This window comes from Flammeovirga sp. SJP92, assembly GCF_001583495.1.
Classification (GTDB): domain Bacteria; phylum Bacteroidota; class Bacteroidia; order Cytophagales; family Flammeovirgaceae; genus Flammeovirga.
Genome location: NZ_LQAQ01000093.1, coordinates 585,414 through 606,315, shown reverse-complemented (window position 1 = coordinate 606,315; position 20,902 = coordinate 585,414). Strand labels below are relative to the sequence as shown.

Below are 20,902 nucleotides of genomic sequence, written 5' to 3'. Positions count from 1 at the left end.
TCCACTATGTAATCATGGTACTTGAATTGCTTTAAAGTACAGCAGTAGTAGGAGACATATAAAGTAGACTATGAGTGATCAATCATCAACTTCCAGAAATGTTGGTTTAAGGATAAATGATTTAAGTATTCGTGTTAAGGTTTTGCTTAACATGCTAATGATTGCAGCACTGTCAAGTATTGCAGTAGGCTTTTTGGGATATTACTCTGCAAAGAAATCTTTGGAAGAGGCTGTTTTTGCTCAGTTAACCTCTGTACGAGAAGTAAAGAGAAGAGCATTGGAGTCTTTTATTGAAGATGCAAAAGAGCAGGTAAGTGTATTGGCACAAAGTAGAATGGTAGCTGATGCAGTGATGGAGCTTTCTCCAGCTTATTCTATTATGGATTTTTATTACACCCCTGGTAAGATTACTTTGATGAGAAGAGATCTTAAGGAATTTTACAGAACAAGTGTGGATAGAAAGCTTGGAGAGCAGGATCTTTTTTCAAAACAACTTATAAAAAGTACTGAAGAACTATCGGACAAGGCTGTAGTCCTTCAGAATCTATACATTGCAAACAATCAGAATCCAATCGGTAAAAAAGACTTGATGAATAGAGCGGAAGATAAAACTGCTTATTCAGATATTCATGAAAGATATCATTCTTCTTTTAGGAGGTTTTTGATGGCGGATGGTTTCTCTGATATTTTACTAGTCAATGTGCATACTTCAGAAGTGATTTACTCAGTGGCAAAAAATACTGATTTTGGATCAAGTTTGATGGATGGTGTTTTTAGACAGTCGGCCCTTGGACAAGCTTTCACTTTAGCCAGAAATTCTATCCGACCAAATATGGTGATCTTATCCGATTTTGTTTCTTATGAAGGTGCTTATGGAGGACTGCAAATATTTTTCTCAGCTCCAGTATATGAAGAAGGAGAAAAGATTGCTGTGCTTATTGCTACAATGCCTTTATCTGCTATCAATAAGATCATGACAGATGACGGAGATTGGGTAGAAGAAGGACTTGGTGTAACGGGAGAAACTTATTTGGTAGGTAAAGATCAATTGATGAGAAGTGATGCTCGTCTTTTCGAAGAAGAACCAGAAAAATTTTATGAGGAGTTATTGGATCTTAACGTCGCAGGTGATGAAATCAATCAGATAAAGTCGCTTAGAACAACGGTACTGTCTAAATCTGTGAAAACAGAACCTATTTTGGATGCTCTGAAAGGACATGCTGGTAATATGCTGTCTAAAAACTATTTGGGTAAGCCGGCTTTGAGCGCTTATTCAACATTAAAGATCAGAGAGCTTCCATGGATTATTATAGCTGAAATGCAGGAAGAGGAAGCTTTTGAGTCTATTGAAAGATTGAAATGGAATGTGGCATTAGCTACCTTGGTCATTTTCATTATTGGTGTGATTATCTCCAATGCTTATTCTACTAGTTTTACAAGGCCAATTTATAAATTGCAGGAGGCAATTGGAAAATTGTCAAGAGGTGATTTATCTACTTCGATTCCTGTCACTTCTCAGGATGAAATCGGACAAACGATTTCTTCTATGAATACTCTGATTGATCGAACAAAAGATACTTCTGATTTTGCGAGGGATATTGGTAAAGGTAATTTTGAAACCAAATTCGAAACTTACGGCAATAGAGATGTACTAGGAAATTCATTGGTGAAAATGAGAGATCGATTAAAAGAGGTTTCTATTGAAGATCACCGAAGGCAATGGGTGAATGAGGGGATTACCAAATTTGCAGATATCACAAGACAGTACCTGGATAATGTTGATCAATTGTATGAGGTGGTATTAAGAGAACTGGTCGATTACCTGTCAGCCAATCAAGGCATGCTATTTTTGGTAGAAGATGATGAGAAAGCCAGTAAACCTTACTTACAATTGAAAGCTTGTTATGCTTTTGACCGACAAAAATACCTCGATAAGAAAATTGGTTTTGGAGAAGGTCTAGCAGGCCGTTGCTGGCAAGAAAATGAATCTTTATTTATCGATGATGTTCCTGATGGGTATTCCAAAATTGTAACAGGTTTAGGTTTAGCATCACCGAAAAGCCTTTTAATTGTTCCATTGAAGTTCAACGAACAGGCTTTAGGAGTTATTGAGGTAGCGTCATTTGATGTTTTTGAAAGATATATGATTGAGTTTGTAGAGCGAATTTCTGAGAATATTGCTTCAGCAATTACTTCTGCAAAACATAATACAAGAACGGCACACTTACTCTCAGACGCACAGAAGTTGACACAGGAACTGAGAACAAGAGAGGAAGAAATGCTTCAGAATACAGAAGAACTTCAAACTACTCAAGAAGAAATGGCAAGAAGGCAAATTGAGTTGGAAGAAGTAAGAAATGCTCTGAAGAAGGAAATAGCCTTGAAAGATGAACAAATTCTTTTCTATAAATCTCAGTTAGGAGAAAAAGGAGACGACTTGTCTTCTGAAGTAGAAAAAGTTTAAGTTTGTACTTTGATAAAAGCAAAAATCCATTGTAAACGAGGTTTACAATGGATTTTTTTGTTTAAATGTGGGGAATGTGAGTTAATAATATACTCTATTTCCAAAATCTAAGAATTGCCATTTCTATACTAAGGAACAGTAATGCAAAAAGAAGGAACCATCTCCATAGTGGTTGTGCCACATTATCTTCCATGAAAATTTGTTTGAAGGTATCTGCTTTCGTATTGCTGTAAATTTTTATGTTTTTGATATCCTTTAGTTTCTCCTTCAGTTCATCTGCTGAATAACTTTCCAGTTTGGATTCCAGAATGTCATAGTTGAAAGCAATATAACCAATGATTGCTTCATTTTCGGTGCTTTTAATGGTATAACACCCAGCTTCCATATCTTCATTAGGAAGTTTTAAAGTAAGAATATCTGCATTGACTTTTTGAGTAGGGATGATCTCAAGGTCGCCTTTCTGAAGCTTATACATACTTCCTTTCTGAAGGCCTTCAAGACGAATACGAATATTCTTATCTCCAAAGTTATAAGAAAGCTGATCGGATTGTGTTTTACTCAAAATAGCCATTCTATACATGACGGGAACAAATAAAGCATGCTTTCCGAAATTAGAATATTTTGGATCCAGTGGCACTGAGCTGAAATAAATATTCTGTAACGCATTCTCCTGTACAGACAAGAAACTTTGACTGTTTTTGTAGCTCAAAAGTGTATGAACTCCTCTGCCGTTCCATTGATAATTAGAAATACCTTCTGGCATACTCATGTTTTTGATTCTCTTTTCAAATACGTTAGCAAAGAAAGGATCTTTTTTAGGAGGAGGAATAGTACCAATAAACTGACTGTTTACTGAAATATTATTTTTAGAAATCAATACGCCAAAAGCACGGGAATAACTGTCAATATCCATGTTTGGAGGAGGAAAGACAGTGATATTTGTACCGTTTCTGATAGCATTAGTAATGACTTCATTGAGAGATTCATTAATGGACTCTACATAATCAAGAATCAATAAATCAGCTCCGTTGGTAGCGGAGTAATCAATAGAGTTGGATCTGAAAGAAGTTGCATTTAAAAATGGTTCACTTTTATAAACTGTAGACAAATATTTTCTAGGGTTATCTGATATAATGGCAATATTGATATTTGGTGACACATTAAGAATAAAGTAATGGTCATTGTCAAAGTCGACAGGGTAATCATCAATACTCACCCTGCATCTTTTGGAGCCGGCATTACTAATTGCGAAAGCCATTTCTATCGTTTTCGTTTCATCTTCTTCCAAAGAGATATTGGCGTTGGAAGATTGCACATCTTCAATGTAGAGTTTGAGATCTTTGTCAATTACTTCACCTTTTCCAAGGTTAGAAACTTTGACAAAGAGTTTATTATTTTCTTTTTCCTTCAAGAAAGGTTTTTCTAACCAAACAGAATCAATACGCAGATTTTCAGTTTTGTCGGCTTGTAATGGAATTAAATGATAAGTCGTAGATGTATCAAAGTCAAATTGTTCAAATTCTTGATTTGTTGATTTTTGAAAATCTGAAATCATAAAAATTTGTTTATTGTCACCCATTTTTTCTCTAACAAAAGCATCTTGGCTAAAAGTATTGATCTCATCTAGCCCTCTTGTGAAATTAGAGTATGTGAGACCTATGATTTCTTCTTCAGTACGGTCTTGGTTTTTGAAATATCTAGAACTCCCTGTAAATCGGTTGTCAATAATTTGATAATTATACCCCACCGGGAAGATGCTTGGTATATTTCTGCCAATATCTTTTCCAGCATCCAGAAGTGTTTTTCCATTACGTTCACTTTGCATACTGAAGGAGTTGTCAATGTAAATACTGATTTTTCCGGTGTCACCTTTCAATAATGTACTTCCATCTTCCTTTGGAATATAAGGACGGGCGAAAGTCAGAATAGCCAAAAGAATAAAAGCCATACGGGCAATCATCACTAGAATCTTTTTTAATCGATCCTGAGCATTTGACATTTCCTTAACGGTTTGAAGAAAGGCAACATTGGTAAACTTCACTTCAGACGACCTCTGGAAATTAAAAAGGTGAATAATTAGTGGCACTGCAACTAATGGCAGGGCATATAAAAAAACAGGGTTTACGAAGTTCATAGAAAATCTAGACTTATATCGATACTTTGAGGTACAAACAGTACTTCTACATATCTAATTTCATCATTTTTGTGAAAAATATACTAGTAAGATACAATGAAAGAATAGGACTTTTTACACTTAGAAGGATTTAATTATATTTGTGCCGGATTAAATCGGAAATAAAATAGAAAAAGACCCTTTATCAAGAATTTTTTTCTATTTTTCATAGTTTATTTTTTGAAACACATTCTAAACTAATAAATAAAGTGAAGAAGTTATTAATCGTAGTGGGTATCATTGCTACAATGATTGCATGTCAGCAACCTCAACCTGTTCAAACAGCAGCACCAGCAGGAGCTACAACAAAAATCGCTTATATCAACAACGATACTTTATCGGTTTACTATAAGTACGGAGAAGATCAATACAAGGACTTCCAAGCAAAAGTAGAGAAGAGTCAAAAGCAGTTACAAACGCGTGCAATGAAATTGCAGAAAGAAGCTGAGAACTTTGAAAAAAGAGCTAGAGCTGGTTTGATGTCTCAAAACGACATCCGTAAGAAACAAGAGGAATTGGCAATCAAACAACAAGAAATTCAAATTGCTCAACAATCTCAAGCACAAGGTTTAGCTGCTGAAGAGGCTGCTATCCAAGCTGAAGTTCGTAAAAGAGTAAAAGAATTTTTAGATGCTTATTCTGCTGACAAAAATTACAGTATTGTATTGGGTTATAGTGATGGTGTTACATCTACTGTAATTTGGTCAACGCCAAACGTAGAAGATATCACTCAAGCTGTTATCGACGGTTTGAATACAAAATATGAAGAGGAATTAAATGCAACTACGTCTGAAGAAAAAGGAACGAAGTAATTTTAAATTCTGATCAAAGTGCTTTTTGACAGTACTTTTCAATCCACAATAGTTGTTATGCTGTTGTGGATTTTTTTTCATTAAAATTTAAGCTTTGTACCTTTGTGGTAAGTTCCAAAATGGAAAGAACCGAGGTCTTATGTTTTGGAGCTTTAATAACTTATAAAAAATATGAGCGATAGAAAACCTACTTTTTTTGAAGGGTTCAAGGACCCATTTGAAATGGTCAATAAATTAAGAATTGTATTTTATTCATTAGCAAGTCTCTCCGTGCCATTCTTCACAATTTGGTATCTTCAAAATAAGAATGAAGAACTTGAAACAATCATTGAGCCTCTAGGAAAAGTATTTTCGGGCATTGTGGCAGCAATTGCAGTTGCAGTCGCAGCGGTGGTTTATTTACAATATCAAAAGAAATTGAAATCCATCAGAAAAGAGGATTCACTTCCATACCGACTGACAATGTTGCTTAAAGCACAATGTTTTAAGTTTATTCCTCTAGCAGTTGCCCCTGTGATTACAGTGGTCTTGTATAGATTAACTTTGGAGCCATTAATGATGGGAGTGTACCTTTTCTCATTAATATTATTGGCGATGAGTAACCCAACAGTACATACCGTTATTTCTGACTTGAGACTGAATAAACGAGATAAAGAAATAATGCTTCAAAATATTCCTTTTGAAGAAACAGATATGAAATTATAATTATTAAAAAACTTCATCAGCAATAACATTAATATTCTGATGGAGTTTTTTTATTCCTTATTAACCCCCAATCCTATGACTGAAGAAGATTTTCAAATCCTTATTGATTTCCACGTAAAAGCAAACCGACAAGGCCCTGGCAGTGACGCTGAAACTGAAAAAGCACTTTCTTTCACTGCTCTTGATTTTACAAAGCCATTAAAAGTAGCTGATATTGGTTGTGGTTCTGGAGCACAAACTTTTGCTCTAGCCAACAGTTTGGAAAATGCCGAAATCATAGCTGTAGATCTATTCAATGAATTTTTAAAAGAGTTAAACCTGAAGGCGATACAGAATAACTATGATAATAGAATTATAACCCGTCAAGAATCCATGGATCAGTTATCATTGGAGGAGGGAGAATTTGATTTGATTTGGTCAGAAGGGGCTATTTATAATATTGGTTTTAAGAAAGGGCTGGCAGAATGGAAGAAATACCTTAAAGAGGGGGGATACATTGCTGTAAGTGAAATTACATGGCTAACTAATACAAGGCCTTCAGAAATTGATGAGTATTGGAATAATGCTTACCCAGAAATTGATACTTCTTCTAACAAAATGAAGGTTATTGAGGAGTTAGGGTATCAACCTGTTGGTTATTTTCCATTAAGGGAGGAAAGTTGGATGAATAATTATTATGGTCCAATTGAAGATCGTTTTGCCTCTTTTTTGGAAGATAAAAGCCACTCGGAGAAGGCAGTCAACTTGGTTGCACAGGAAAAAGGAGAGATTGAGATGTATCAGAAGTTCAAAGACTATTATAGCTATGGATTTTATATTGCTAAAAAGGTTTGATCTATTCTTCTGTAAATATTAAGATACAAAAAAGCACGTTTCCTTAAATGAAAACGTGCTTTTTATTTGAAGTGATAATTGAATTGGTTAGTGTTACAAATATAAAGGGAATGTATACTAAATGCAAATAATTATCAACATAGTGCAATAATAAGTAAATTGTTTTGTGAACTTATTAAATAACAAAATATTCATTCATTTATCTGGCACTTATGGAATTGAGAGAAAATAATATTTTACAAATATCACATCAAAGGGAAATACTGTTATATATGATTCGGAAAATCATAAATTCCTGATGTTCATTATTTCAACTCCTCCTTTAAATATTTTGCTGTATGACTCTTTTTATTTTTTATGACCTTTTCAGGGGGGCCAGTTACTACCACTTTACCTCCTTCCGCACCGCCTTCTGGGCCGATATCAATGATATGATCTGCCACTTTAATAACATCTAAATTGTGCTCAATAATGAGTACCGTATTTCCTTTGTCAACTAACTTGTGAAGTACATCCAAAAGGTGTTGAATATCTTCAAAATGAAGGCCTGTTGTAGGTTCATCTAAAATGTAGAAAGTTTTACCCGTATCTCTCTTAGAAAGTTCCGTTGCGAGTTTTACACGTTGTGCTTCACCACCTGATAGAGTAGTGGCATGTTGACCTAATGTGATATATCCTAAACCTACATCTTTAAGAGCGGACAGTTTTCTCATAATCTTCGGATGAGCTTCGAAAAACTCTACGGCTTGATTGACGGTCATGTCTAAAACATCAGAAATTGATTTTCCTTTGAATCGAATTTCTAGTGTTTCACGGTTGTAACGTTTGCCTTTGCATTCTTCACAATCTACGTAAACATCAGGAAGGAAGTCCATTTCGATCAACTTCTTACCACCACCTTGACAGTTCTCACAGCGACCACCTTTTACATTAAAAGAGAAACGACCAGGCTTGTAACCTCTGATTTTTGATTCAGGAAGATTGGTAAACAATGATCTGATCTCAGAGAACATATCCGTATAAGTGGCAGGGTTAGAACGTGGAGTTCTACCAATTGGCGATTGATCTACCTCAATTACCTTATCAATAAAATCCAGTCCATCTATACTTTTATAAGCTTTAGGAGCCCTTTTAGAGCGATATATCTTTTGATTTAGAATTGGATATAAGGTATCGTGAATCAAAGTAGATTTTCCAGAACCCGAAACTCCTGATACGACAATCATTTTACCCAATGGGAAAGAGACGTCAACGTTTTTCAAGTTGTTGCCAGAAGCACCTTTTAAGTCGATATTTTTTCCGTTACCTTCTCTTCTCTTTTTAGGAATTTCGATTTGAAGTTTTTCACTTAAGAAATCAGCCGTTGTACTTCCTTGCTTTAAGAAAGCATCTGGATTTCCTGCAGCGACTACATTTCCTCCATAAAGTCCTGCTTTCGGACCGATATCTAGAATGTAATCAGAGGCCAACATCATGTCCTTATCATGCTCCACCACAATGACTGAGTTACCTAAATCTCTTAGGTCTTGAAGTGATTTGATGAGTTTGACGTTGTCTCTTTGATGTAAACCGATACTCGGCTCATCCAATATATAAAGTACACCTACGAGTTGTGTTCCGATTTGCGTTGCCAGACGAATACGTTGTGCTTCACCACCCGAAAGTGTTCTCAATGATCTATTTAAAGTCAGATAATCGAGACCAACATTGATCAAAAACTGTGTTCTCTTTCTTAGTTCCTTTAGAATTTCAGAACCAATTGTTTTTTGACGTTCCGTAAGGTCATCATCTACATTATTGATCCATTGCCCAAATGTTTTGATGTCCATTTCAGCTAGATCAGCAATGTTTTTACCTGCAATTTTAAAGTGTAAAGATTCTTTTTTGAGTCTTGCACCATTACAGGTAGGGCAAGTTTTGACGATGGTAAATTCCTCCGCCCAGTTTTTTACTTTTTCAGAACTGCTCTTTGCATGTCTTTTCAAGAAAGGAATGACCCCTTCAAACTGAGTTACCCAAGCAGAATCATATTTCGATTCCTTGGCAGTCAATACTTCAATTTCTTCATCAGAACCGTGAAGTACAATTTCTATCATTTCATCACTCAACTCATTGATAGGAGTTGAAAGCGTATATCCTTTTTGCTTTAGGTGCTGTTCAATCATCTTGAAAATATAGATATCTCTATATTCCCCTAAAGGAACAATACCGCCCGCAAAAATACTCTTTGTAGGGTCTGGAATAACGGCTTCTTTCGTGATTTCCTCAATCTCACCCAAACCATTACATGTCTGACATGCACCGTAAGGGGAGTTGAAAGAGAACATATTTGGAGCAGGTTCATCATATGAGATACCCGACTTTGGATCCATCAAGAATTTGGAGAAGAACTTTACTTGTTCCTTTGCAGGTGCGTCAGGGAAAACCGTCATCATGATTCCCTTACCTTCTTTCATTGCCGTTTTTAGTGATTGCGTAATTCTGAAAATATCTTTCTCAGCAACTTTCACTCTATCCACCACTACTTCTATATCGTGGGTCTTATAACGGTCCACCTGCATTTTTGGCACTAAGTCCAAAATTTCACCATCCACACGCACCTTGCTATAGCCTTGCTTTCGAAGCTGAACGAAAAGTTCTCTATAATGACCTTTACGACCTTTGATCACAGGAGCAAGAATAATCATTTTATGACCATCATAATGACTCATGATCCATTCAATGATTTGATCTTCCGTTTGCTTGATCATTTTCTCACCTGTTACATAAGAAAAAGCATCAGCCGTACGAGCATAAAGCAGACGAAGAAAATCGTAAATCTCCGTCGTTGTACCTACAGTAGATCTAGGGTTTCTTGAAGTTGTTTTCTGTTCAATAGAAATTACAGGACTTAAACCTTCAATTTTATCTACGTCCGGACGTTCCATATTTCCAATAAAAGAACGAGCGTAGGCAGAAAAAGACTCCATATATCTTCTTTGTCCTTCTGCGTAGATAGTATCGAATGCTAAAGACGACTTTCCACTACCCGAAACGCCAGTGATCACCACTAGGCTATTTCTAGGAAATTTTAAATCAAAGTTTTTAAGATTATTCTCTCTTGCCCCGTAAATGGCAATTTCTTCCTCGATGTATGCTTCTGAGTGTTTCTCCAAAGTGCTTGAAATGATGATGAAATAACAAATTCAGTCCTTAAAAATAATGGAAATAGTCTACATTATTTTCTTTTTTTTGAAATAATATTATCACTTTATTTAATATATCTATCATCATTCCAGAAGTATAGTTTACCGCCTTTCCACCCCAGGTAGATTTCCAGAATTTCTTGATATCTGAAAAGTACCATCATCCACACAAGCAGGAAGCCACTCCCATTTGTTTCTTCTACTATAAAAACAAGTAATTTTTTCGATATTACAGATTGTCGCCGGTAGTGTGGTAAGGTCATTATAGTCAGCCCATATCGTTCTTATTTTTGTACAGTTTCCAATTTCATCAGGTAAAGAGGTAAGTCTATTTTGATCAATTAGTAAGTCTTTCAGGTTAGTAAGGTTTCCTAATTCTGGAGGGAGTTGTGTGAGTTCATTTCCTTTTAAAGATAAAAAGTTCACGTTTTTACATTTCCAAACAAAAGAGGGAATTTCACCGTCATGTAAATTCATATGTTCTAGACTTACCGACTTAAGAGAGTCAATTTTCCAAATGTCTTCAGGTATCTCTTTTAAGGCTGTGCATTTATTTAAATAAAAATGCTCTATTTTTTTCAATTTGGTTATTGATTTTGGGATACTTTCCAGGTAAGGGTTTTTATAAAAAGAAAATCCTTCAAGGTTTTTTAAATTGCCTATCTTATTTGGAATTGTTTTAATAAGATTATCAGTGATAGTAAGTTCTTTCAAAGAAATCATCTTACAGATGGAATTCGGAATTTCATCAATTTGATTATGATCTAAATAAAGACGTTGTAATCTTTTAAGTTGATTAATATTGTGAGGAATAGAATTTATTTTATTTGACTCTAAAATTAGATATTCTAGTTTTTTGAGCTTAAAAAATGATTGTGGTATTTCTTTCAACTCAGTAAAGGAAGCCTCTAGATAATCAATATTTTTAAAATTTTGAATGCTATCAACTAACGTTTTAAACTCTGGATGATAGTTAAAATTTAAATAAGACACAGAGTCTTTGATATCTTTTATATCATCATACCAATCAGAGATATTTTTTTTCTCTAATCTAAAAGATATTACATATGTACCTTTGATAATTAAAATTTCAGCATTAGGGTATTTATCCCTTAATTCTTTTAATTTTTTCGTTTCTATTTCTTCATTAGCATTCGTCAATGAACATGAAATGAATACAAAAAATACTAACAATAAAAAAATCTTATTTCCAATAGTCTGAAGCATAAGTTCTGTTTTCTAGGTAGTTCTTAAATAAAATATATTTGAAGAATGATTCTTTACTAAGCTTTAATAAACTTTTTGTTTTATTCATAGGGTTAATTTGAAACTCTGAATTAGGTAGATTAGCAGTTATTTTTTCCTTACTATTCCCCAAATGTCTCCAAATGTCAAATCCCATAATTGTTCTTGGCATTCTATCTTCATTTTTCATAAGTCTTACCCAATGCTTATTAAACTCTTTTACAAAAGAATTTTTAATACCATCAATACCCGAAGAATGTTTACTGTAGTACTTATCCCAATCTGAGCAACTGTATTCAAAAGGATCATTATCATAGAGTGCTTCTAGTTTTTCAAGAATTTGTTGATCATATTCGAGGTAGCTATCTTTTTGGGATAACCTTTTGACTTTTGATGATTTGAGAAGTTTTAAAAGCTCATTCTCACTTGTCGTGTCTCTTGCTTCCCACATCATTTGGTTATAAACTGTACAAATATAACTAAGGGTATTTCCAAATAAGAATTCAGAAAAGGCATATTTTGAGTTTGCATTCAATTCTAAAGCTACTTTTTTTGCTTTATCGGTACTACTTTTTTTATTATCTGAACCTGCGGATAATGTGTTGCTAGACCAAAATCTTACATATTGAATATTATAGCCAATAGCACTAAAATCCTCTTGTACAGCATTAATTTCCATGATTAACGAGGTAGTAGCACTAATACTTTTGTTTTTACTTATCCCAGCTTCTTTTCCATGAACAAAAACGGGGATAAAAGCTCTACCTAGAGTAGTTGTTAGCTCCCCTAAGCTCCCCAAGCCTCCTTTGATAGAGGAAATAGCTTGACGTACTTGTTCCTTATTATTTTTTATTCCTCCAATAAGGCCATCAATTTTATTTTTTTTATTGGTTGCTTCAGCTTTTCCTAAAGGAACTTCTATCTGAAGATTTATGTATGCACCATTATTGTCTTTATTGGCGTCATTATATACATCTAAAGTTTCGATGGCAACTTTTGTTCCTCCATATATTGGTAAATTTAACTCAAAGCTTTTGGTATGTTCATAGACTAAGTCAGTATCATTTATATCTTTTAAAAATTCAGTATCGACGTCTTGACTGGCCTCTGGATTACTCTTACCAATTGTTTTAATACCAGCACGTTTTTTTCGTTCAATAAAAGTCGTTGCAACTTTTCCTTCTGCAGAGAGTTTGTCATCAGCATCAAGTCCAACACCTCCTTTTCCTTTCAGTGCACCGTATACTTTTTTTACCATAGTATACGGTTTTCCAAGCTCACTTTTATTTGTCTGCCAATATGTGGAGTTATCATCTAGCCCGTAATCAGCTGGGTCTAATTCGGCTTTATCGACAAGTATTCTTAAGTTGTTGTGGAAATGTGCTAAGAAGTGATTTATTGATTCATAACTACCATTGAGTTGATCAAATAAAGATAAAGATCCCCCAATTTCAGCCCCAATTTCAGCAGAGGCAATTCCAAAGTCTACACCTCCACTCATACCAAGATTCCAATTTAAAGAAGTAGTAAATCTTCTGTCATCTGTTACACTTCCTGTCACACCAACGCCAGCAGAACCTGAAATAGTAAAAATAACATATATTCTACTTGATATGTAAAATGCAAACTCAATTTGAGATTGAGAAATTTTCTGATTGTCTTTTTCTCCGGGAAATAGTTTATGGAAGCGGTCAGATAAATCCTGAGGTGAGTATTGTTTTTCTGCTTCTTCTGGAGCTAAATTCTCCGGTTTTTTAGCTGTTTTTGATGAGTGATCTGTAAATTTTGATACTAGAAATGAATTATAAAGTTGCTGAGTATCATTATGAAAATCTTGTTTCTGATATTCGATTTCCATGTAAGAAAAAATATTTCCTTGTGATGAAAGTGGAAAATCAGAAGATGACTCTTTTTGTAAATTTTGAATGCTCCCCAATGAAATGAGATCACCAAGTTGTGTTGCATAAGGAATAGGCTTTATATCATTTAAATAATACACATATTCCTTTTTTATATTAAATAAGCTTGCTATAAAAGATAATGTTTCACCTTTTTTTCTGCAATAATAGATTTCCTTGTTTTCGTAGTAGCAAAAACCTTCTCTATATGACCCATCATTTCTTTTATTAAGAGACTTAGCCTTAAATTCAAGTGCCTTATTTACATCCAGTTGATCATAACCCGTAATCAAAGAAGAATAGTCTTTTTTTTCAAAAATTTCTTCTTCTTGTTCTAAGTCGTTTGTTTTAAGTTTATTCAATTTATTAGTTATTTGGTTTTTCGTGAACAAAATTTACATTCTTTTTCCATTATGAACTGCAGATCTACCTAATCGTTGTTCCATTAATATTGCACCTGGAGAATTGTCCGGACACATCTGATAAGTAGAATCTCTTTTGTAGAATTCCTTCTTGATATAAGGTTCTATGAATTCAAAGGTCAATACATAAATATTATCGTGAATGAAGAAATATGTCTTTATAAAACTATCAAGACATTAAAGATTTTCAAATTCTCTATCTATATACTTTTACATAAGCATTAATATTTTTTTAATTTACCCTTTTTGAAAAATAATATTAAGTCTTTGATCATAAATACTTCATTAAGTTCTTACAGAAAGTAATTTTCCTTATAATGAAAGGAGCTAAAACGATTGATACGCAGGTAACCCAAAACATTACACCTTCGGGAGGTAATGGAATATTCTTACCCCAAATAATCCTTGATGAAATAGATAAAAAGATATAAATAAAAAGGTTTATAAAACTCAGTAATATTGGTCTACTTAAAGTGAATCGATTTAGAAATTTAAAAAATAAAAAAAACAGTAGAATATACGGAACTCCAAAAAATAAAACTCTCCAAAAGTTCCACATTCCAGTTGAATTCAATGCTTTATAAAGATAAAATTGATCATAACCATATCTAGACAGGTCAATAGATAGCATAACAAAGAAAGTAATAATTACTTCAATGATGAACAGACTAAAGCTTAGTACAGTAAAATTAATTACTTTTTTCATTATATAATTTACGAATTAGTTCTTTACCTAATTTCACCCTATCTTTATAGTTTTTGAAGTCAAATGTTTTTCCACCTTCAAAATGGTCTTTCATTACATCTTGAACTTCGCCTGGTCCTAGCCAACTACTCATCAAGTCGTTTATTCCTGATATTATTTCTCCTAAGTCATTTCCTTTATAATTTTTTATATATTCTTGAACTTTAGACTGTTCAAATTCTACCATTTTAAAATCTAACTTTATCCCTGTTAAATCATCAAAAGATTGATCTTCTCCAAAGGCATCAATAAAATGTCCATTTAATTTACCGTCCTTCAAAATATCTTTTGCATTTTTCATATTTTCAGCAAATAAAAACTCATTCCCACCTTGTAAAAATGAATCTACTTTACTGTCTGAGAAAAAATTCCAATCTGGTATTTCTGAACCACCAACGCCTCTAAAACCAGTTACTAATTCAGCTGCAGCAAACCATTTAGAATTATATTTTTTTGAATCAATTTGATTTTGAACCCATTCATAATAAGCATTTCTTTGGTAAACAGTTTGATAAGCGTCGGAATTCAATTTTTCAGTATTGTATATAGCGGCTTTATTAAATGTATCCTCATCATATACCCCTGCTGAACCAAACCATTGAGATTCTTTTCTAGGATCTCCACTCCATCTTCTCCATGATGGTATTGGCTCTTCATTTTTACGAAAATGAACGTCACCCTGATTAGAGACCTGATTTTCTTTTGTAATTGATTTGGCTTTAAATTTCAAAGCATTATTTACATCCAGCTGATCATAGCCCGTAATTAAAGAAGAATAGTCTATCTTTTCTAGATTTTCTTCTTCTTGTTCTAAATCGTTTGTTTTAAGTTTATTCAATTTATTAGTTATTTGGTTTTTCGTGAACAAAATTTACATTCTTCTTCCATTATGAACTGCAGATCTACCTAATCGTTGTTCCATTAATATTGCACCTGGAGAATTGTCCGGACACATCTGATAAGTAGAATCTCTTTTGTAGAATTCCTTCTTGATATAAGGTTCTATGAATTCAAAGGTCAATACATAAATATTATCGTGAATGGCTTTGATAAGTACTTCAGACATTAATGAAGAAATATTTGCACCTGATAATTGGAAAGACATAGCTACTTTTTCAATAACTCCTTCGCTATATTTAAATCCTTCTGGAATGGCCATTTCCCATATTTTTTTTCTTTCATCAGCAAGTGGGAATGGAAAATCAATGATGTGATTAATTCTCCTCATCATTGCCTTGTCTACATGTGTTCTGATATCTTGAACATTACTGGCTAAGATTACAACTCCATCAAACGTTTCTAGCCTTTGAAGTAAATAGGACATTTCTTGATTACTGTATTTTTCCTTTGCTTCATTAGCATTCTCATTTCTTTTGGTGAAAATTGAATCAGCTTCGTCAATAAAAAGAATACAATTCTGACCATGAAGTCTTGTAAATACTTTTTCCATAGCTTTTTCAAAGTCACCAACATATCTTGAAACTACTTTGGATATATCTAATGTATATGTATCCATATCATACTTTGTACCTAAAGTAGTTGCTGTAAGCGATTTACCTGTACCAGGAGAACCAGTGAAAACGAAAATGTGATTTTCAGAGATATATTTTTTGAGTTTGCTTTTTTGTTGTAAACTTGGTTTTACTTTTAATAGTAGTTCCAATGATTCCAATTCATCTTTGGTTTTATTGGAAAGTACTACATCATCAAAGCTGACCTTACTTTTCTTTAAGTTGGCAGGGAAATCAAATTCGTGATCCAATCTAGGTTTTTTTCCTCCAATAATATATTGAATGTAATGATTGGAAAGAATGATCTTTTTATCTAAAATATTATTATTTTCTTTAGAGAAAGATTCTAATACAATGATACCGTCCCTAATTAATTTGAAAGACTTGTCCGATAGTTTTAATAGAAAGGGAGCTCTTTCATCTTCATTAAGAAAAACTTCCAAAAATGTTTTTACTGTTGGTATAAACAATTCAGTGTTTTTTTCAAGATATCCCCCAAATCTTGCTCTAAATTTCAAGTTTTTATAACCTTCAATAAAAGGTAGAAATATTTGAGGTTGAAATTGCCATGAGTAGGCAAAAACAATAAATAATTCTTCTACAATTGTAAGGTTGTATTTTTTAGATAAAATACCCAGGTTTGATTCTAAACTGATTGATGATATATCGACTATTGGATCACCTTCCTTAAAGACATTTTTGAGGAGGCAGTCAATGATTTTGCATCTTGAATTGATAGTATTCATGTGAATACCAAGTTCTTCTTTTACAATAGTTTCGCTCATAATAGTTAGATTGCTTAGTTTATTAACTTCTTAAGAATCAAATATAAAACTACAACTTGAAAATTTAAATTTCAAACAATAAAATTATTAATCTGATTTATCATAAATCAACTTTACTTTTTCGTCACCCAAATACCTTCTTCATCTTATACTCATCCAACCCTTTTCCAAAACCATCTTTGATTTTCTCATAAGTGACAAAACCATATCGGTTGAAAAGCTTTTCCATCAGCTGAGTGGTATCAATATGAATAGGTAACATTTTCCCCTCAGGAATGATTCTACTTTCTATCTCATTATAAAAAGTGTCTGCTACATGGAGTAAATTTTTAGCACCAATACTTCCTTGCTTGAACATAACCCATGGCATTCCATGACGATCTTCTTTAGTGTAATATCCTCCACAACCAATAATCTCACCCTTATCGTTTTCTACCACCAAATAGTTTTCGTCTGTGTAATTATCAAGGAAATCAATAAGGTAAGCTTCGTCTTCAGGGTCAAAATACTTGGGTGTATTAGAATGGAATATTTCAAGAATCGTCTTTTGATGGGAAGGTTGATAGGTTTTAAACGTGATCATAATGAGTGGTTTTGTTTTGAAATCCTATGCAAGATATTGAATTATAAGAGGAAGAGGCTTTAATATTATCAATAAAAAATGATAAAAACGCCCTTTATTCTTCAAATAACATGATGATTATGTGACTCAATTTCATACATTTGTAGCACAAAATTTATACTGTCTGTATTTCACATACTATCAGACAGCTAAGTATATATTCACATATCAATTATTTTAAACCATGGCAAAAGGATTTTTCAGCGTACCTAAGGCTGTCAACGAACCCATCAAAAGCTATGCTCCAGGTACTCCTGAGCGTGCTGAGTTAGAAGCAAAAATTGCAGAAATGTCATCTCAAAAGATCGATGTTCCAATGTATATTGGTGCTGAAGAGGTTCGTACGGGTAACTTAGGAACTTGTGTATCTCCTCACGATCACCAAAATGTGGTAGGTGAGTATCACAAAGGTGATAAGGACCATGTAACTCAAGCAATCAACGCAGCATTAGGTGCAAGAGAAGCTTGGGCGGAATTGTCTTGGGAGCACAGAGCGTCAATTTTCTTAAAAGCAGCAGATCTTTTAGCAGGTCCTTACAGAGCGAAGATCAATGCGGCAACTATTATTGGCCAATCAAAAACAGCACACCAAGCAGAGATTGATTCAGCATGTGAATTAATCGACTTCTTAAGATTCAACGTACAATTCATGACTGAGATCTACCAGGATCAACCTGAGTCATCTCCAGGCATGTGGAATAGATTAGAGTACCGTCCATTAGAAGGATTCGTATTCGCTTTAACTCCATTCAACTTTACAGCAATTGCGGGTAACTTACCAACAGCTCCTGCAATGATGGGTAACACAGTAGTTTGGAAACCATCTCACGATCAGATTTACTCTGCTAACGTATTGATGGAAGTATTCAAGGAAGCTGGTGTACCTGACGGTGTTATCAACCTTGTTTATGTTTCTGGTCCAGACGCAGGTGACGTGATTTTCAATCACCCTGAGTTTGCTGGTCTTCACTTCACAGGTTCTACAGGTGTATTCCAAGATCTTTGGGCTACTATCGGTAACAACATTGCGAAGTACAACACTTACCCACGTATCGTAGGTGAGACTGGTGGTAAAGACTTTATCTTGGCACACAAATCAGCAAAAGCGAAAGGTTTAGCTACAGCGATCACTCGTGGTGCATTTGAATTCCAAGGTCAAAAATGTTCAGCTGCTTCTCGTGTTTATGTTCCTTCTAACCTTTGGGAAGAAGTGAAAGGTTATATCATTGAGGACGCGAATGATATCATCAACAACCACATGGGTACTCCACATGATTTCAAAAACTTCTTCACAGCAGTGATCAACGAGAAATCATTTGACAAGTGTGCAGGTTATATCGACAGAGCGAATGCTTCTGAAATGTGTGAAATCATCGCTGGTGGTGGTTACGACAAATCAAAAGGTTACTTCGTTGAGCCAACAATCATCGTGACTAAAGATCCTAACTACGAATCAATGGTAGAAGAGATCTTTGGACCAATCGTTACTATCTACGTTTATGACGCAGAGTACTTCGATGAGGCAATGTACTTAGTAAACAACACTTCTTCGTATGCATTGACAGGAGCTATCTTCTCTCAAGACCGTTATGCGATTGAGTTAGCAACTAAGAAATTAGAAAACGCGGCAGGTAACTTCTACATCAACGACAAGCCAACTGGTGCTGTTGTTGGTCAACAACCTTTCGGTGGTTCTAGAGCTTCAGGTACTAACGATAAAGCGGGTTCTGCAATCAACTTGATGCGTTGGACTACTCCAAGAACAATGAAAGAGACATTTGTTTCTCCAGAAGATTACAAGTATCCATTTATGGGATAATTATTATAAAAGATGAAACCTTTTAAAGGTTTTGTTTTCTGAAGAAAGGCTTAGTTTTCAAATGAGAACTAAGCTTTTTTTATTGAATTGATAAGAGAATGACATGAAAGAAATTATTCTTTCTTAGAGTATAAAAATAACTGATCTTTTTACTACTTTTAACGGAATAATAAAACAAACTAAACCCCTCTTCTTAATATTATTAGAGTATTCACCATTGTATTTTTTTGTTAAACCCTACTGCCTCTCAAAATTACATTATGTCATACCTGATGGATACGTTTGATAAAGGGGACTTCTTTAATCAGTTAAACTAATTAATTTAATGAAACTACACTACAATATGTTAAGGTTAACGTTAATGTTCTTTTTACTTTTTAATTTCTCTCAATCGTTTGCTCAAGAACAGGCTCAGAAAGATAGAATAAAAAGAATAAGTGCAATCATTCAGAATCACCTTCCCAATATTATATTTCCACACTTTAGCTCAAATAGAATGAACCAAGGGTACAAATATAAAGTGACCCAATCGGAGTATTTCGAAATGAATGATTCAGGTGATGAGTTACAACTTGAATCTAAGTTGGTTCCTCAATACAATAAAAGTCAGATAACAGGCTATATTTTATTTGTTAAATCGGAGACAAGTGGAGAACTAGTAGAATATAATACTATAGAATTAGCTTACAATGATAAGTTGTTATCATCTATGAAAGTTTTTAATGAATTTGGAGAGTTAGAATTAAAGGAAGAGTTTTTGTATAATGAAGAGTCTTTGTTGGTCAAAATAGAACATTATTTTTATGAATCTTCTGAACCATTATTATCCTATGTTCATGATTTTGAATATAATAACAAAAACCAAGTAATAAAGACAGATTACACAGAAGGTGAAAATAATGTGGATTATCAGACTAGTAGAATGGTTATTTCATATAATCAGAATGGAAATGTGAGTCGTATTGAAAAGTCATTTTTTAATAGTGACTATCATCAAGAGTTTCAAGAGGGGAGTACAATAGTTTTTGATTACAACGATAATGGGACTTTACATCAAGAAAACGTTTATTATTCAAATAGTCAAGGAGATACTCCAAATCAAAAGTCGGAGTATGAATACGTTGGTAATGAGTTGATTATAAACGTTTATTACTTAGTGGATAATCAATACATTCAGGATGTCAGAGAGGTATATGAATTTACTAAAGACTTCAAAAGAACGGAAACTGTACATTATTTGGAAGTAGAAAGGTGGAAAAATGAATTTATCATATTATTAGATCATGACTTTGGAGAATTGGAATATTGCTCTAATCGATATTCCTTCTATCGTTATAGCAACGGTGAATTTAACCTTGAAGAGAAAGTGGAATTCCAATACGCTCCAATTGAAGATGGAGATATAACAAATATAAAATCACTGGAGGATGAGCTAATTGTATATCCTAACCCAGCTTCAAATACGCTTTATCTTAAAAATAATACTTTAGATAAATCATCTACACTTTTACTAATCAATACCATTGGAACAGTTTATTCTTTCAATAATGTACTTCAAGGTTTAGACATTTCTCATCTGAATAAAGGGATATATATTTATAAATTGATAGATAAGAATGATAACCAAAAGACTGGTAAAGTTGTAATACAATAAAAATTAGTTACATTATTATTGGAATTTG

The 20,902-nt window shown here is 33.7% G+C and carries 14 protein-coding genes; 6 read left to right on the top strand and 8 right to left on the bottom strand.

The window, feature by feature from the left end; genetic code table 11:
- The first annotated feature begins 70 nt into the window (after positions 1–70).
- Positions 71–2,464, top strand: a complete 2,394-nt coding sequence (locus tag AVL50_RS23180) for a GAF domain-containing protein (RefSeq protein WP_082795973.1) — start codon at positions 71–73, stop codon at positions 2,462–2,464.
- A 94-nt stretch (positions 2,465–2,558) separates the two neighbouring features.
- Here the strand turns inward: AVL50_RS23180 and AVL50_RS23175 are convergent, their stop codons facing one another.
- Positions 2,559–4,598, bottom strand: a complete 2,040-nt coding sequence (locus AVL50_RS23175) for a BatA domain-containing protein (protein WP_062618901.1) — start codon at positions 4,596–4,598, stop codon at positions 2,559–2,561.
- Between the two features lie 248 nt (positions 4,599–4,846).
- Here AVL50_RS23175 and AVL50_RS23170 point away from each other — a divergent pair, with 248 nt between their 5' ends.
- From AVL50_RS23170 to AVL50_RS23160, 3 genes are all read left to right on the top strand, one after another.
- Positions 4,847–5,449, top strand: a complete 603-nt coding sequence (locus AVL50_RS23170; protein ID WP_062618899.1) for an OmpH family outer membrane protein — start codon at positions 4,847–4,849, stop codon at positions 5,447–5,449.
- 171 nt (positions 5,450–5,620) lie between these two features.
- Positions 5,621–6,154 (top strand): hypothetical protein, encoded by a 534-nt coding sequence (locus tag AVL50_RS23165; protein WP_062618897.1) that lies wholly within the window; start codon positions 5,621–5,623, stop codon positions 6,152–6,154.
- Between the two features lie 75 nt (positions 6,155–6,229).
- Positions 6,230–6,988: a class I SAM-dependent methyltransferase gene (locus tag AVL50_RS23160; protein WP_062618896.1), complete on the top strand. Its 759-nt coding sequence runs from the start codon at positions 6,230–6,232 to the stop codon at positions 6,986–6,988.
- Between the two features lie 305 nt (positions 6,989–7,293).
- On the opposite strand, the gene uvrA is transcribed toward AVL50_RS23160, so the two are convergent.
- The 7 genes from uvrA to AVL50_RS23125 all read right to left on the bottom strand — a co-directional run bounded on the left by uvrA (position 7,294) and on the right by AVL50_RS23125 (position 17,362).
- The gene (uvrA, locus tag AVL50_RS23155) at positions 7,294–10,143 is read right to left on the bottom strand and encodes an excinuclease ABC subunit UvrA (RefSeq protein ID WP_253764316.1); all 2,850 of its coding nucleotides are present in this window, start codon (positions 10,141–10,143) and stop codon (positions 7,294–7,296) included.
- 132 nt (positions 10,144–10,275) lie between these two features.
- Complete coding sequence (locus AVL50_RS23150) at positions 10,276–11,400, bottom strand: leucine-rich repeat domain-containing protein (protein WP_062618891.1); 1,125 nt, start codon at positions 11,398–11,400, stop codon at positions 10,276–10,278.
- Positions 11,378–13,678, bottom strand: coding sequence for a hypothetical protein (locus tag AVL50_RS23145; protein ID WP_157491504.1), 2,301 nt, complete (start codon positions 13,676–13,678; stop codon positions 11,378–11,380). The genes AVL50_RS23150 and AVL50_RS23145 overlap by 23 nt, the downstream gene beginning before the upstream one ends.
- A gap of 33 nt (positions 13,679–13,711) precedes the next feature.
- Positions 13,712–13,861 (bottom strand): hypothetical protein, encoded by a 150-nt coding sequence (locus AVL50_RS33130; protein ID WP_157491503.1) that lies wholly within the window; start codon positions 13,859–13,861, stop codon positions 13,712–13,714.
- Between the two features lie 566 nt (positions 13,862–14,427).
- On the bottom strand, positions 14,428–15,321 hold the full coding sequence (locus AVL50_RS23135; protein WP_157491502.1) for a hypothetical protein: 894 nt from the start codon (positions 15,319–15,321) through the stop codon (positions 14,428–14,430).
- 33 nt (positions 15,322–15,354) lie between these two features.
- Positions 15,355–16,779 carry an ATP-binding protein gene (locus tag AVL50_RS23130; RefSeq protein WP_062618883.1) on the bottom strand — a complete coding sequence of 475 codons (1,425 nt, stop codon included), beginning with the start codon at positions 16,777–16,779 and terminating at the stop codon, positions 15,355–15,357.
- A 124-nt stretch (positions 16,780–16,903) separates the two neighbouring features.
- Complete coding sequence (locus AVL50_RS23125) at positions 16,904–17,362, bottom strand: N-acetyltransferase (protein WP_157491501.1); 459 nt, start codon at positions 17,360–17,362, stop codon at positions 16,904–16,906.
- Positions 17,363–17,585: 223 nt separating this feature from the next.
- On the opposite strand from AVL50_RS23125, the gene pruA reads away from it, so the two are divergent.
- Together pruA and AVL50_RS23115 are read left to right on the top strand one after the other, a co-directional pair.
- A complete protein-coding gene (pruA, locus tag AVL50_RS23120) occupies positions 17,586–19,220 on the top strand; it encodes an L-glutamate gamma-semialdehyde dehydrogenase (RefSeq protein ID WP_044211646.1) in 1,635 nt (544 codons plus the stop codon).
- A 325-nt stretch (positions 19,221–19,545) separates the two neighbouring features.
- Positions 19,546–20,874 carry a T9SS type A sorting domain-containing protein gene (locus tag AVL50_RS23115; RefSeq protein ID WP_082795972.1) on the top strand — a complete coding sequence of 443 codons (1,329 nt, stop codon included), beginning with the start codon at positions 19,546–19,548 and terminating at the stop codon, positions 20,872–20,874.
- The last annotated feature ends 28 nt before the right edge of the window (positions 20,875–20,902 follow it).